The sequence below is a fragment of the Type-C symbiont of Plautia stali genome, from assembly GCF_059730935.1.
This window is the reverse complement of sequence record NZ_AP035923.1, coordinates 15,170-28,903: the sequence shown is the minus strand read 5'-3', so window position 1 is coordinate 28,903 and position 13,734 is coordinate 15,170. Positions and strand designations below refer to the sequence as shown.

The 13,734-nt window shown below is 57.9% G+C and carries 14 protein-coding genes; 4 read left to right on the top strand and 10 right to left on the bottom strand.

Annotation, left to right across the window (positions count from 1 at the left end):
• Nucleotides 1-58 precede the first annotated feature (58 nt).
• Nucleotides 59-1,423 carry a tRNA uridine-5-carboxymethylaminomethyl(34) synthesis GTPase MnmE gene (gene mnmE, locus AC6I7J_RS00140; protein WP_262256723.1) on the top strand — a complete coding sequence of 455 codons (1,365 nt, stop codon included), beginning with the start codon at nt 59-61 and terminating at the stop codon, nt 1,421-1,423.
• Between the two features lie 226 nt (nt 1,424-1,649).
• Nucleotides 1,650-2,240 (top strand): malonic semialdehyde reductase, encoded by a 591-nt coding sequence (locus AC6I7J_RS00135; protein ID WP_021506918.1) that lies wholly within the window; start codon nt 1,650-1,652, stop codon nt 2,238-2,240.
• 41 nt (nt 2,241-2,281) lie between these two features.
• On the opposite strand, the gene AC6I7J_RS00130 is transcribed toward AC6I7J_RS00135, so the two are convergent.
• Entirely contained in the window at nt 2,282-2,791 is a 510-nt protein-coding gene (locus tag AC6I7J_RS00130) for a flavin reductase family protein (RefSeq protein ID WP_031279601.1), read from the bottom strand.
• A gap of 293 nt (nt 2,792-3,084) precedes the next feature.
• Here AC6I7J_RS00130 and AC6I7J_RS00125 point away from each other — a divergent pair, with 293 nt between their 5' ends.
• Entirely contained in the window at nt 3,085-3,849 is a 765-nt protein-coding gene (locus AC6I7J_RS00125; RefSeq protein WP_031279602.1) for a 4'-phosphopantetheinyl transferase family protein, read from the top strand.
• Between the two features lie 27 nt (nt 3,850-3,876).
• Here AC6I7J_RS00125 and AC6I7J_RS00120 read toward each other — a convergent pair whose 3' ends face one another.
• Nucleotides 3,877-5,190 (bottom strand): NCS2 family permease, encoded by a 1,314-nt coding sequence (locus tag AC6I7J_RS00120; RefSeq protein ID WP_058770726.1) that lies wholly within the window; start codon nt 5,188-5,190, stop codon nt 3,877-3,879.
• Nucleotides 5,191-5,341: 151 nt separating this feature from the next.
• Here AC6I7J_RS00120 and yieH point away from each other — a divergent pair, with 151 nt between their 5' ends.
• The gene (gene yieH / locus AC6I7J_RS00115) at nt 5,342-6,004 is read left to right on the top strand and encodes a 6-phosphogluconate phosphatase (RefSeq protein ID WP_058758205.1); all 663 of its coding nucleotides are present in this window, start codon (nt 5,342-5,344) and stop codon (nt 6,002-6,004) included.
• Nucleotides 6,005-6,399: 395 nt separating this feature from the next.
• Here the strand turns inward: yieH and AC6I7J_RS00110 are convergent, their stop codons facing one another.
• From AC6I7J_RS00110 to AC6I7J_RS00075, 8 genes are all read right to left on the bottom strand, one after another.
• Nucleotides 6,400-7,638 (bottom strand): MFS transporter, encoded by a 1,239-nt coding sequence (locus tag AC6I7J_RS00110; protein WP_136546230.1) that lies wholly within the window; start codon nt 7,636-7,638, stop codon nt 6,400-6,402.
• 119 nt (nt 7,639-7,757) lie between these two features.
• On the bottom strand, nt 7,758-8,492 hold the full coding sequence (phoU, locus tag AC6I7J_RS00105; protein WP_021506924.1) for a phosphate signaling complex protein PhoU: 735 nt from the start codon (nt 8,490-8,492) through the stop codon (nt 7,758-7,760).
• A 14-nt stretch (nt 8,493-8,506) separates the two neighbouring features.
• Nucleotides 8,507-9,280, bottom strand: a complete 774-nt coding sequence (gene pstB, locus AC6I7J_RS00100; protein WP_021506925.1) for a phosphate ABC transporter ATP-binding protein PstB — start codon at nt 9,278-9,280, stop codon at nt 8,507-8,509.
• 44 nt (nt 9,281-9,324) lie between these two features.
• Entirely contained in the window at nt 9,325-10,212 is an 888-nt protein-coding gene (gene pstA / locus AC6I7J_RS00095; protein WP_021506926.1) for a phosphate ABC transporter permease PstA, read from the bottom strand.
• Nucleotides 10,209-11,171, bottom strand: coding sequence for a phosphate ABC transporter permease PstC (gene pstC / locus AC6I7J_RS00090; RefSeq protein ID WP_136546232.1), 963 nt, complete (start codon nt 11,169-11,171; stop codon nt 10,209-10,211). Before pstC ends, pstA begins: the two co-directional genes overlap by 4 nt.
• 86 nt (nt 11,172-11,257) lie before the next feature.
• A complete protein-coding gene (gene pstS / locus AC6I7J_RS00085; protein WP_021506928.1) occupies nt 11,258-12,301 on the bottom strand; it encodes a phosphate ABC transporter substrate-binding protein PstS in 1,044 nt (347 codons plus the stop codon).
• Between the two features lie 143 nt (nt 12,302-12,444).
• Entirely contained in the window at nt 12,445-13,254 is an 810-nt protein-coding gene (locus AC6I7J_RS00080; protein ID WP_021506929.1) for an MrpH family fimbial adhesin, read from the bottom strand.
• A 35-nt stretch (nt 13,255-13,289) separates the two neighbouring features.
• Nucleotides 13,290-13,709, bottom strand: a complete 420-nt coding sequence (locus AC6I7J_RS00075; RefSeq protein WP_498006454.1) for a fimbrial protein — start codon at nt 13,707-13,709, stop codon at nt 13,290-13,292.
• Nucleotides 13,710-13,734 lie beyond the last annotated feature (25 nt).

Below are 13,734 nucleotides of genomic sequence, written 5' to 3'. Positions count from 1 at the left end.
CGCAACATCTCCAGGGGCGGCATTTATGCCGCCCTGTTTTTTTTGGAAGAAGGTACTTATGAGCCACAGTGACACTATTGTTGCCCAGGCGACGCCTCCCGGCCGTGGTGGCGTCGGTATTCTGCGTATTTCCGGTGCCAAAGCGGCTGAAGTGGCGCAGGCTGTGCTGGGCAAGCTGCCGAAGCCACGCTACGCCGACTATCTGCCCTTTAACGATGCTGATGGCAGCGTGCTGGATCAGGGTATCGCGCTGTGGTTCCCGGGTCCGAACTCCTTTACTGGTGAAGATGTGCTGGAGCTGCAGGGCCACGGCGGTCCGGTGATTCTCGATCTGCTGCTGAAGCGCATTGTGGCGCTGCCGGGTGTGCGTATTGCGCAGCCGGGCGAGTTCTCGGAACGCGCCTTTCTGAATGACAAACTCGACCTGGCGCAGGCAGAAGCGATTGCCGATCTGATTGATGCCAGCTCCGAGCAGGCCGCCCGCTCCGCCGTCAACTCGCTGCAGGGTGCTTTTTCACTGCGCGTTAATGCGTTAGTGGAAGCACTTACTCACCTGCGCATCTATGTGGAAGCGGCGATTGATTTTCCGGATGAAGAGATCGACTTCCTTTCCGACGGCAAAATCGAAGCGCAGCTGAATGCGGTGATCGGCGATCTCAACGGCGTCCGCGCCGAAGCGCGCCAGGGCAGCCTGCTGCGTGAAGGGATGAAGGTGGTGATTGCCGGTCGTCCCAACGCCGGAAAATCGAGCCTGCTCAACGCACTGGCTGGACGCGAAGCGGCGATTGTGACGGATATCGCCGGCACCACACGTGACGTGCTGCGCGAGCACATCCACATCGACGGCATGCCGCTGCACATCATCGATACCGCCGGTTTGCGTGAAGCCAGCGACGAAGTGGAACGTATCGGCATTGAACGCGCCTGGCAGGAGATTGAGCAGGCGGATCGCGTCCTGTTCATGGTGGATGGCACCACCACTGACGCCACTGAAGCCGCCGCCATCTGGCCTGATTTCGTGGCGCGCTTACCAGCCGCGTTGCCGATTACCGTGGTACGTAATAAAGCGGACATGACCGGTGAAACGCTGGGCCTGACAGAAGTAAATGGCCACTCACTTATTCGCCTGTCGGCGCGCACTGGCGCTGGCGTCGATACGCTGCGCGAGCACCTGAAACAGAGCATGGGCTTCGCCGGCAATATGGAAGGCGGCTTCCTCGCGCGTCGCCGCCATCTGCAGGCGCTGGAGTTAGCAGCCACTCACTTACAGCAGGGCAAAGATCAGCTGCTGGGAGCCTGGGCGGGCGAACTGCTGGCCGAAGAGCTACGGCTGGCGCAGCAGGCGCTGAGCGAAATCACCGGCGAGTTTACCTCCGACGATCTGCTGGGCCGGATTTTCTCCAGCTTTTGTATTGGTAAATAGTCGCCGTCACAGGTCGCCATAAATGGCGCCCCTACAGGGGATTCATGCGATGCTGCAGGGTGCGCATTTAGGCGCACCGGGATCGCTACCAACATACATCTTTGTTATTTGGCGCGCCTTCGCCTTTGTCGTATAACGGTTGAGGGTCGCCGCGTAAACGCAGCGGCCACATCCATTATTCATGCTAAAAATCAGGCGCAGGTTGTTGCCTGAACAGGAGAGAAACATGAGTACACCGCTCGACAGCGTGGCGCTGAACGCGCTGTTTACTGAAGCCCGCACCCATAGCTACTGGCAGGATAAACCGATTTCGCAGGAGGTGCTGAAGCAGCTCTATGCGCTGACGGCGCTGGGGCCGACCTCAGCCAACTGCTCGCCGGGCCGCTTTGTGTTCGTGACGTCTCAGGAAGGTAAAGAGAAGCTGAAACCGGCGCTCTCCTCAGGCAATGTGGATAAGACCATGGCGGCACCGGTGACGGTGATTGTGGCGTGGGATCCGACCTTTTATGAAGCACTGCCAAAACTGTTCCCGCATGGCGATGCACGCAGCTGGTTTACCAGCAGCCCGGATTTGGCCAAAGAGACCGCGTTTCGCAACAGCAGCCTGCAGGCGGGCTATCTGATTCTGGCGGCCCGCTCGCTGGGACTGGATGCCGGCCCGATGTCCGGTTTTGATCCGGCTAAAGTTAACGCCGCGTTCTTCAGCGAAAATAACTGGCAGGTCAACTTACTGATCAACCTTGGCTATGGCGAAGCCAGCAAGCTGCATCCGCGCCTGCCGCGTCTGAGCTTTGACGAAGCCAGCAAATTTGCCTGATACGTTAAGCAGCGCAGCCGCACGACTCGCTGCGCCATGACTTAGCCCAGCGAGTGAAAACCGCTGTTGAAGTAGACCATCGGCGCTGTCGCTTCGCCCGGCAGCGCAATACCAACGATACGCGCCAGCAGCACGCTGTGGGTGTTCCACTCCACCGTTTTTTCCAGCTGACAGTCGAAGCTCACCAGCGCATCAGCCAGCACGGGCGCGCCCGTATTAAGGGTTTGCCATTCACCACTCTGGAAACGCTCAGCGCGGCGCGTCGGCGAGCTGAACTGCGCGCACAGGTCATCGTGCTGCTCGCGCAGAACGTTCACGGCAAAGTAGCCCGCCTGCAGAATGGCATCGTGGCTTGATGCGCTGCGGTTAACGCAGACCAGCAGGCTGGGCGGTTCCGCCGCCAGTGAACTGACCGAGGTGGCGATCAGCCCGAACTTTTCTCCGCTGGATGAGGTGGTCACCAGCGAGACACCGGCAGTGAGACGGCGCATGCCGTGACGAAATTCATCCAGCGAGATCGATTCCTGGCGAGCAAGAGAGGTAACAGACATAACAACTCCGACGTGCATGGTTTGCGATGCGCACGATTGGCAGATAGGTGAATAATTTAAGCACTTCATTGTGCAGCTCTTTCCTGTCCAAATCCTACACCACATCCGCCGCTTCGGCACCCCATCCGACACCAATGTGCAAAAGCCTCATATTCAATTGCAGCTCATGGCAATGAGATTCGCCTCGTCCTTATCTGAATTTACTGGCTATCCAGCGTAAGCCGGATGCAAACCCATGAGAAAATTCTTACAATAGCCCTGATGATTATCCGACCATTTTCACGGAGCGACAGATGGCTAGTCATTTTGTTCGTTGGGTGGTTAACCCGCCCCTCACCCCAGAGACCATGCGGGTTCCACAGGATGTGATGACCAGCGCCGGGCACCTGCCTGATAAGCGCCGTGGCCGCTTTCTTGCCGCACGCGCGCTGCTGGCCCAGCTGATGCTGCGCGTCTATGGTATTCGTGACCTGCCGCCGCTGATCGCCAGCAGCAGCGGTCGTCCCTGCTTTGCCGATCCTAATCTGCCTGACTTCAGTATCTCCTATGCCGGTAATATGGTCGGCGTGCTGCTGGCGGAAGAAGGCGGGCGCGCTGGCCTGGATATGGAAATCGTTCGGGCGCATAGCCGTCAGGCGCAGGATGCCCTTACGCAGGGGCTGTCATCGGGTGAAAAGGCGTGGATTAACGCCCAGCAGGATTTTATGGAAGCGGTGACGCAGATCTGGACGCTACGCCAGAGCATCCTCAAACTGACCGGCGAAGCCAACAGCGGTATTGATGCGCTGCGGCTGCATCCGGCTGCGGGTCGGCTGCGATCCAGCGTCTATCCCGATATTCAGGCGGTGTGTGATGCCGAGCCGACGCTGGTGTGGTCCTGCGCGCTGTCGCCCGGCACTGAGCGTTTACGGCTGTGGGAGATTGATGCGCAGCAGCAGTGGCAGTCGCTGCGCGATGTGGAGATGAGCAAACCCAACATCGGGCCGCGCACCCTGCGCCTCACCAGCCTGCCCGGCGAGCGTGTCGCCAGTCAGCCGGAAGTCAGGCATCCCGGATAACCAGGCCGCACCCGCGGCCTGTTGCGTTTAGTGCGCGTCGATAAAAGCGATTTTCAGCACAAATAGCAGCGCCACCACCACCACGCACGGGCTGATTTCACGCCAGCGTCCGGTACCGAGTTTCATCACGCAGTAAGAGATAAAACCGAGCGCAATACCTTCGGTGATCGAGAAGCTGAACGGCATCATCGCCGCCGTGACAAACGCCGGCACCGCTTCGGTGAGATCGTCCCAGCGCACGCGCGCCAGCGAAGCCGTCATCAGTACGCCAACATAAATCAGCGCACCGGCCGCCGCATAGGCGGGCACCATAGCAGCCAGCGGCGACAGGAACATCACCAGCAGGAACAGGATGCCGGTCACTACCGCCATCAGGCCGGTACGGCCACCAATCGCCACGCCGGATGAGCTTTCGATGTACGCCGTCACCGAAGAAGTGCCGATCAGCGAACCGGTGACGGAGCTGATGCTATCCACGTACAGTGCCTGTTTCATGCGCGGAAAAGTACCTTTCTCATCGGTCAGGCCCGCTTTATCGGTTACGCCAATCAGCGTACCGGATGAGTCAAACAGATTGACCAGCATGAAGGCGAAGATCACGCCCGCCATGCTCACGTTGAACGCGCCTTTGATATCGACCTGGCCGACCACCGAGGTGATGGCCGGCGGCGCGGCGAACAGCCCGGTAAACTTCACGTCGCCCAGCAGCAGACCGATCGCGGTGGTCACTACAATAGAAACCAGCACCGCCGCGTGGATGTTGCGCGACGCCAGAATCGCAATGATAAAGAAGCCGAGCGCGCCGAGCAGTACGTTGTGCGAGGCCAGGTTGCCGACGGTCACGATGGTGTCCGCGTTGGGCACAATAATGCCGGCGTTTTTCAGCCCCATCATAGCGATGAACAGACCAATACCGGCGGTGATGCCCACGCGCAGGCTGAGCGGAATATTGGCGATCATCCAGTAGCGTACGCGCAGCAGCGTCAGGATCAGCAGCCCCAGCGCGCCCCAGAAGATTGCACCCATGCCAACCTGCCACGAGTAGCCCATCGCACCCACCACCACAAAGGCAAAGAAGGCGTTGAGGCCCATGGCCGGTGCCAGCGCCACCGGCAGATTGGCCACCAGTCCCATCAGGATGCTGCCGAACGCAGCAATCACGCAGGTGGTAACAAACACCGCCTGGGTGTCCATGCCTGCGGCACCAAGAATCTGCGGGTTAACGAAGACGATGTACACCATCGTCAGGAAAGTAGTGAAACCGGCAATCACTTCGGTGCGCGCTGTGGTTCCGTGTTCCTGCAGCCTGAAAATACGCTGCAAAAGGCCCTGCTCGTTCATTTCGCTGTTCCGATGAAAAATTTATCGCCGCGTATCCTATAGACTTTAGCGCCGCAAAACACTGATTTTTCGCAACCGGTTGCCTGGGGTCGCTTTCTGCGCTGAGTGCGCTAGAGTGACAGCTTATTGTTTACTAAAAGGATGAGGCGCGATGTCAGTTGAATGTATCTTTTTTGATTGCGACGGCACGCTGGTCGACAGCGAAGTGATCTGCACGCAGTCCTACGTCAACACCTTTGCCCGTTACGGTATCGAACTCTCGCTGCAGCAGATGTTTGAGCAGTACAAAGGGGTGAAGCTTTACGACATCATCCGCGATGTGACGGCACAGCATCAGGTGACACTGCCGCTGGCTGAGGTGGAGAGTGCCTACCGCGCGGAAGTGGCGCGCCTGTTTGATCTTGATCTGCAGCCGATTGCCGGCGCCAGAGCGCTGGTGGAGCGCGTGAAGGTGCCGATGTGCGTGGTGTCGAACGGTACGGTGAAGAAGATGGAGCATTCGCTGGGGCTGACCGGCATGCTGCCGTATCTGAGCGGACGCCTGTACAGCGGCTATGACATCAATCACTGGAAGCCGGATCCGGAGCTGATGTATCACGCGGCGGAACAGATGCAGGTGCCGATTGAAAAGTGCATTCTGGTGGATGATTCAGAGGCTGGCGCGCGGGCTGGCATCGCCGCTGGCATACCGGTGTTTTACTACTGTGCTGATGCACACAATCCGGTGATTGATCACCCGCTGGTGACGCGTTTTGACGATATGGCGCAGCTGCCAGCGCTGTGGCGGGCGCGTGGCTGGGATTTGGTCAGGTAAGTGCGCGCAGCCCCCTCATCCCAGCCTTCTCCCGCCAGCGGGAGAAGGGGCTGATCGAGCGGGTGTTATGGTGAAGCACAGGTTTGTGAAACCTCACTGAGCGGTTCTCTCTCCCGTTTGCGGGAGAAGGGGCCGATCGAGCGGGTGTTAAGGTGAAGCACAGGTTTATGAAACCGCACTGAGCGGTTCCCTCTCACGTTTGCCGAAGAAGGGGCCGATCGAGCGGGTGTTAAGGTGAAGCACAGGTTTGTGAAACCGCACTGAGCGGTTCCCTCTCCCGTTTGCCGAAGAAGGGGCCGATCGAGCGGGTGTTAAGGTGAAGCACACGTTTGTGAAACCGCACTGAACGGTTCCCTCTCCCGTTTGCGGGAGAGGGTTAGGGTGAGGGGAAAAAATCACCCAATCGCGCCCAGCGAATCCTCATTGCCCTGGCTTTTTGGCAGCAGGAACAGCGTGGCGACAATATCCAGCAGGTAAATCAGCGCCAGCAGCGTAATCGCAGCGGTGAACGAAATATGCGTGGCCAGCATGCCGATCACCAGCGGACCGAAACCGCCGACGCCGCGGCCGAGGTTGAACAGCACATTCTGCGCGGTGGCGCGCGCCTGCGGTGGGAAAGTGTCCGAGATTAGCGCGCCGTAACCACCAATCATGCCGTTAACAAACATCCCCATGATGGCACCGGTAAACAGCATCACCGTCGGGTCGCGCAGCTGGGCGTAAACCACCACCATCGCCACGGCACCAAACTGGTACAGCAGGAAAATCTTCCAGCGCGCAAAGCGGTCCGCCAGCACGCCGAACAGCCAGATGCCGAACGTCATGCCCACTACCGTAACGGCCGTCCACAAGCCGGATTTGGTCAGGCTGAAGCCGAAGCTGGAAGAGAGATAACTTGGCATCCAGATCATCAGGCCGTAATAGCCAAAATTCTGCACTGAACAAAGAATCAGAATGCCGAGGCTGGCTTTGCTGGTGGCGCGATCGGCAAACAGCAGTTTAATGCGCGCGGAAAAGGAGAGCTGCGGGGTTTTTTCCACATGGCGGGTGAAGGCTTCCGGCTCGCCCATGCTGCGGCGAATCACAAACGACACCAGCGCCGGCAGCAGGCCAACCAGGAACATACCGCGCCAGCCAATCACGCTCAGCAGCGGCGGCGTGATAAAGGCCGCCAGCAATACGCCGAGCTGCCAGCCGATACCCACCCACGCCGAGGCGCGGTTACGCTTCTCCTTCGGCCAGGCTTCGGCAATCAGCGCCATGCCGATGCCAAACTCACCGCCCAGCCCCATGCCGGCCAGCGTACGATACGCCAGCAGATCCCAGTAGCCCTGCGCCACGGCGCACAGCCCGGTGAACAGCGAGAACATCAGGATCGTCACGGTCAGAATGCGGATGCGGCCGTAGCGATCGCTCAGATGACCAAACACAATGCCGCCGACCACCGCACCGATCAGCGTCCAGGTCACCAGCGAACCGGCCTGCGACGCATCCAGCGCCAGCGACACGCTGATCGCCGGCAGCATAAAGCCCAGAATCAGCAGATCAAATCCATCCATGGCATAGCCGCTGACGGCAGCCACCATCGCTTTCGCCGGCGTAACGGCGGTTTTGTTGTTATTTGCAGAGGACATAAAACAGCACCTGGCAGAAAAATGTGCGCCAAGTATAAAGAGAGCGGCAGGTTGAGAACAGGCAGAAATCAAGCGCACTGCCTGTCAGCCTCAGCGCTAACAGGCAGTCATCACGTCAATCAGGAGGGTTTATTGCTGCCGTCGTCGCCCGACAGCAGTTCATCCAGCTTGTCACCGCCAACGTGACGGAAATCCTGACCTTTCACGAAATAGAAGATAATTTCGCAGATGTTCTGGCAGCGGTCACCGATGCGCTCGATGGCGCGCGCGCAGAACAGCGCGGTGAGCACGCTGGGAATGGTGCGCGGATCTTCCATCATGTAGGTCATCAGCTGGCGCACAATACCTTCGTACTCTTTATCCACCTTTTTGTCTTCGCGGTAGATCTTGATGGCTTCGTTGAGATCCATGCGCGCGAAGGCATCCAGCACATCGTGTAGCATCTGCACGGTGTGATGCCCGAGCGACTCGAGGCTCACCAGCAGCGGCAGATGCTGCTGACCGAACTTCTCCAGCGCGGTACGGCTGATCTTCTCCGCCACGTCGCCGATGCGTTCCAGCTCCGAAATGGTTTTGATGATCGCCATCACCAGACGCAGGTCGCTGGCGGTAGGCTGACGCTTGGCGATGATGCGCACACAGGCTTCATCAATCTCCACTTCCATCATGTTGACCTTCTGGTCACCGTCGATCACCCGGCGCGCCAGTTCGCCATCCTGGTTGTGCATCGCAGTGATGGCATCGGTAAGCTGCTGCTCAACCATGCCGCCCATGATCATCACCTGGGTGCGAATGTGCTCCAGCTCCGCATTGAACTGACCGGAGATATGTTTGTTCAGATTTAAATTATCCATGTTTCTCTCCTGAATCAGCCGTAACGACCGGTGATGTAATCTTCTGTCTGCTTCTGCGCTGGCTTGGTAAACAGCGTGTCGGTGTCGCTGAACTCAATCAGCTCGCCCAGATACATAAACGCAGTGTGATCGGAACAGCGCGCCGCCTGCTGCATGTTGTGGGTCACGATGACCACGGTGTAATCCTGCTTCAGCTCGGTGATCAGCTCTTCGATGCGTCCGGTAGAGATCGGATCCAGCGCCGAACATGGCTCATCCAGCAGCAGCACTTCCGGGCGAATCGCGATGCCGCGCGCGATGCACAGGCGCTGCTGCTGACCGCCGGAGAGACTGTAACCGCTCTGGTGCAGCTTGTCTTTGGTTTCATTCCACAGCGCGGCTTTGCTCAGCGCCCACTGCACGCGCTCATCCATATCGGCACGCGACAGCTTCTCAAACAGCCGCACGCCAAAGGCGATGTTGTCATAAATCGACATCGGGAACGGCGTCGGCTTCTGGAACACCATGCCTACGCGCGCGCGCAGCAGGGCGATATCCTGATGCGATGCCAGAATGTTGTCGCCATCCAGCAGAATTTCACCCTCAGCACGCTGCTCCGGATAGAGCGAGTACATTTTGTTGAAGGTGCGCAGCAGGGTGGATTTGCCGCAGCCCGACGGACCGATAAACGCCGTCACCTGGTTTTTGGCGATATCCAGATTAATGTTCTTCAGCGCGTGGAACTTACCGTAGTGGAAGTTCAGATTGCGCACCTGAATTTTACCGGCAGAAGGAGTTGCCATACTCATTGCTCATCTCTCATGTGCAGCGCCGCCGAAGCCGCGCCGGAAAATTAGTGTTTGCCTTTGGCGAAAATCACGCGCGCCACGATGTTCAGCAGCAGCACGCACAGCGTAATAATCAGCACACCGGCCCACGCCAGGCTCTGCCATTCGGCAAACGGGCTCATGGCGAATTTGAAGATGGTCACCGGCAGGTTGGCCAGCGGCTGCATCATGTCGGTGCTCCAGAACTGGTTCGACAGCGCGGTGAACAGCAGCGGTGCGGTTTCACCGGCAATGCGCGCAATCGCCAGCAGCACACCGGTAATGATGCCGGAGACCGAGGCTTTCAGCGTAATCGCCGAGATCATCTTCCACTTCGGCGTGCCCAGCGCATAAGCCGCTTCACGCATGCTGTCCGGCACCAGCCGCAGCATGTTCTCGGTGGTACGAATCACAATAGGCACCTGCAGCAGCGCCAGCGCTATCACACCGGCCCAGCCGGAGAAGTGCTGCATCTGCGCCACCACGATGGTGTACACGAACAGGCCGACCACAATTGACGGTGCGGACAGCAGGATGTCGTTAATGAAGCGAATCACTTCCGCCAGCCAGTGCTTGCGACCATATTCTGCCAGGTAGATACCCGCCAGAATGCCCAGCGGCGTGCCAAAGAAGGTGGACCAGAAGATCAGCAGGCCGCTGCCCGCCAGGGCGTTCGCCAGACCACCGCCCGCGGTGTTGGGCGGCGGCGTGGATTCGGTAAACAGCGTCCAGCTCAGGCCATCGATCCCTTTCGTGACGGTGGTGAACAGGATCCAGATCAGCCAGAACAGGCCGAACGCCATGGTCAGCAGCGAGAGCGTCAGGGCAATTTTGTTTTTGGTGCTGCGCCACGCCTGCATTTTACGGCGCGAGGCTTCCAGCTCGGCGCGCGCCTGCATTTCAATTGCTGTCATGAACGGGCTCCTTCACTCTTCGCCAGACGCAGGATCATCAGTTTGGAGATCGCCAGAACGATAAAGGTAATCACGAACAGAATCAGGCCCAGCTCCATCAGCGCCGCCACGTGCACGCCGGATTCGGCTTCGGCGAACTCGTTCGCCAGCGCCGAGGTGATACTGTTGCCGGGCATAAACAGCGACGCGCTGTCCAGCTGGTAGGTATTACCGATGATAAAGGTGACCGCCATGGTTTCGCCCAGCGCGCGGCCGAGACCCAGCATCACGCCGCCGATCACGCCGTTTTTGGTGAACGGCAGCACGATGCGCCAGATAACTTCCCATGTGGTACAGCCGATGCCGTAGGCCGACTCTTTCATCATCACCGGCGTCTGTTCGAACACATCGCGCATCACCGAGGCGATGTAAGGGATGATCATGATGGCGAGGATCACGCCCGCCGCCAGAATGCCGATGCCGAAGGCCGGACCGGAGAACAGCGCGCCGACGATCGGGATATTTGCCAGCACCTCGCCAACCGGCGTCTGGAAATACTCCGCGAACAGCGGAGCAAAGATAAACAGGCCCCACATGCCGTACACGATGCTGGGAATGGCCGCCAGCAGCTCAATCGCGGTACCCAGCGGACGGCGCAGCCAGTTTGGCGCCAGTTCGGTCAGAAACAGGGCGATACCGAAACTCACCGGCACCGCGATGATTAAGGCAATCAGTGAGGTTACGAGGGTGCCGTAAATCGGCACCAGCGCACCAAATTCTTCGTTTGGCGCATCCCAGGTTTTGCTCCACAGAAAGGAGAAGCCAAATTTCTGGATGCTCGGCCAGGAGGAGAAAATCAGGGAGACGATAATGCCACCCAGCAGCAGTAACACAATCAGCGCGGAGAGCTTCACCAGCGCGCCGAATATCATGTCGCCTTGCTTGCCCGGTGCTTTAAACGTCGGCTTAGTGGCAGCCATAGAATTCTCGATCTCAGAGGGTAATCAGGGCGGCAACAAGGCCGCCCATCAGGCTGGCCAGCGCGGACGCTGGCCGGGTCATACACTTACTGGTACAGCGCTTTACCGGAACTGTCTTTGATGTTGGCTTTCCAGGCAGCACGAATCTGATTCGCTACGCTCTCTGGCAGCGCTGCGTAATCCAGCGCCGTAGCCGTTTTGCTGCCGCCTTTGTACGCCCAGTCAAAGAACTTCAGCACTTCACTGCCCTTCTCCGCATTCGCCTGCTCTTTGTAGATCAGGATGAAGGTGGTTGAGGTGATCGGCCATGCATCGTTGCCTTTCTGGAAGGTCAGATCCTGGGCAAAGGATTTGCTCCAGTCAGCGCCTTTAGCGGCGTTCGCAAAGCTGGCTTCGCTCGGTGCCACTGGCTTGCCATCGGCATCAACCAGTTTGGTGTAAGTCAGGTTGTTCTGTTTGGCGTAGGCGTACTCTACGTAGCCAATCGAGCCTGGCAGACGCTGTACAAACGCGGCCACGCCGTCGTTACCTTTACCGCCCAGACCGGTTGGCCAGTTGACGGTGTTGCCTTTACCGATTTTGCTGTTCCAGGTCTCGTTCACTTTAGACAGGTAGCTGGTGAAGACGAAAGAGGTGCCGGAACCATCCGCGCGGCGCACCACGTTGATGTTGGTGTCTGGCAGCTTCACGCCCGGGTTCAGTTTGGTGATCGCCGGATCGTTCCACTTTTTGATGGTGCCGAGATAGATGTCGCCGACCGTTTTACCGTCGAGCGTCAGCTCACCAGATTTAACGCCGGGAATGTTCACCGCCAGCACCACGCCACCGATCACCGTCGGGAACTGGAACAGGCCATTTTTCTGCAGATCTTCTTCTTTCATCGGCGCATCGGACGCACCGAAATCCACGGTTTTGGCGATGATTTGCTTCACGCCACCCGAGGAACCAATACCCTGATAGTTGATTTTGCTACCGGTGGCTTGCTGATACTCTGCTGCCCACTTGGCATAAACCGGTGCCGGGAACGTCCCGCCTGCGCCTGTCAGGTCGGTGGCTGCAAAAGCAGAAACCGCGCTTACTGCGAAGGTGGCGGCGAGAATTCGGGCTACGGTGCTACGCATCAGTGTCATGTTCCCTCCAGGGGATTAAAAATCAGGCTTGACGCCGTTTTAGTAAGAGTCATTGATTGCTGCTGGAGGCAAAATAGGACAGTTTGATGACAGTGAAATGTACGAATTGTGACAGTTATATGACAACCGGGTCGGCTGGCAAATCAGAGGTAATTAATGAAAACCACCGTGCTGCCGGTAAAGTTACCGGGACTGGGGGTTGTTGAGGAGAGCGTCGAAATCAGCGTGAACGGCGTCGTCACGTTAGCCCGCACTAATTGCGGTTTATTCAGGCTCCCGTCAGCCAGTGATAACAGCGTACTGATGTTGTTGCTCAGTTTGAGGATATTGATCCCACCGGCAAGCGCAAAACTGATATTCACATCACGGTTGCAGAAAAGCGAGAAGTTAACGCTGGCTTTGGCGCCATTAACGGCGGCCGGGGCCAGCGTACCATGATTAATATTCAGCGCGGCTCCGCTTACCGAACAGGATACCGGCACCACCGGAATGTTGACGCAAGGTGCCCAGGGCGCAACCATTCCGGAATAGTCAGTTACGGTCGCGGAGGCTGTCACAAAGCTGCCGCAGTATGAACTGTAATAACGGGTATCTGAGTTACGCAGAAACTTGCCACCCCGACCATTAAAACGGATAAAACGTTCAGCCACCGAGGCCAGGCTCTCGCCCTGATCGACGTAAATTTGTGGCCCGCCCGCAGCGCTGAATACGGTGCCATGCCCGATAAACCAGGCGCTGACACCGATGCCTGCTGCGCAGGTTCTCTCTGAAGAGTTACAGCGGGCATAGCCGGATATCATACCGACATCCACCACTGACCAGGTAATTTCAACCTGGCTTGCGTTGACCCAGCGAATGCCATCCACGCGCGGGGCTTCCATCGCTTGCGCTGAAAAGAACAGCAGCAGGCCAGCAAAAAAAGCCAGATAGCGGAAAACAAGCCCTGTTAGCATTGGTCTAATCCTGTGGTTGCGTCAACGCCGATCATCTACTGGTACTCAACCACCAGCGCAGCAAAAGCAGAAAAGTCACCGCTGGTTAACACCGCGGCGTTTTTTTTCACCGGTACCACCTGAATGACGGGCAGCGCAGGAAAGGTAAACGGCAGCCAGTTATTCAGTGCCAGGGCGTTTTCGCCATTTTTACCGCTTAATATCTGAATCGCCAAATCACGCTGGCTGGTCGCCAGCAAAGCAGAATTAAATGCGCTTCCGGTGCCACTGATTTGTACACGCATACTCTTATCGGGATTATTGCTACAGGTTAACGTCCAGGAGACAGGTTTTCTGTAGCTGTCGCCATTGATTTGGGAAATAACCACTGAACCAAACTCCACCATAATTGGCTTTTCGCCGTTAATCTGACATAACGGCGGCTCGATGAGTTTTCCACTGAAGTTAGCCTGCACGCTGAAAGCAGCCACTGCGCTATAC

What these genes read in the sequence shown, in the direction of transcription:
- mnmE (WP_262256723.1), top strand. Translation starts at nt 59, where the DNA reads ATGAGCCACAGTGACACTATTGTTGCCCAGGCGACGCCTCCCGGCCGT.
- AC6I7J_RS00135 (WP_021506918.1), top strand. Translation starts at nt 1,650, where the DNA reads ATGAGTACACCGCTCGACAGCGTGGCGCTGAACGCGCTGTTTACTGAA.
- AC6I7J_RS00130 (WP_031279601.1), bottom strand. Translation starts at nt 2,791, where the DNA reads ATGTCTGTTACCTCTCTTGCTCGCCAGGAATCGATCTCGCTGGATGAA.
- AC6I7J_RS00125 (WP_031279602.1), top strand. Translation starts at nt 3,085, where the DNA reads ATGGCTAGTCATTTTGTTCGTTGGGTGGTTAACCCGCCCCTCACCCCA.
- AC6I7J_RS00120 (WP_058770726.1), bottom strand. Translation starts at nt 5,190, where the DNA reads ATGAACGAGCAGGGCCTTTTGCAGCGTATTTTCAGGCTGCAGGAACAC.
- yieH (WP_058758205.1), top strand. Translation starts at nt 5,342, where the DNA reads ATGTCAGTTGAATGTATCTTTTTTGATTGCGACGGCACGCTGGTCGAC.
- AC6I7J_RS00110 (WP_136546230.1), bottom strand. Translation starts at nt 7,638, where the DNA reads ATGTCCTCTGCAAATAACAACAAAACCGCCGTTACGCCGGCGAAAGCG.
- phoU (WP_021506924.1), bottom strand. Translation starts at nt 8,492, where the DNA reads ATGGATAATTTAAATCTGAACAAACATATCTCCGGTCAGTTCAATGCG.
- pstB (WP_021506925.1), bottom strand. Translation starts at nt 9,280, where the DNA reads ATGAGTATGGCAACTCCTTCTGCCGGTAAAATTCAGGTGCGCAATCTG.
- pstA (WP_021506926.1), bottom strand. Translation starts at nt 10,212, where the DNA reads ATGACAGCAATTGAAATGCAGGCGCGCGCCGAGCTGGAAGCCTCGCGC.
- pstC (WP_136546232.1), bottom strand. Translation starts at nt 11,171, where the DNA reads ATGGCTGCCACTAAGCCGACGTTTAAAGCACCGGGCAAGCAAGGCGAC.
- pstS (WP_021506928.1), bottom strand. Translation starts at nt 12,301, where the DNA reads ATGACACTGATGCGTAGCACCGTAGCCCGAATTCTCGCCGCCACCTTC.
- AC6I7J_RS00080 (WP_021506929.1), bottom strand. Translation starts at nt 13,254, where the DNA reads ATGCTAACAGGGCTTGTTTTCCGCTATCTGGCTTTTTTTGCTGGCCTG.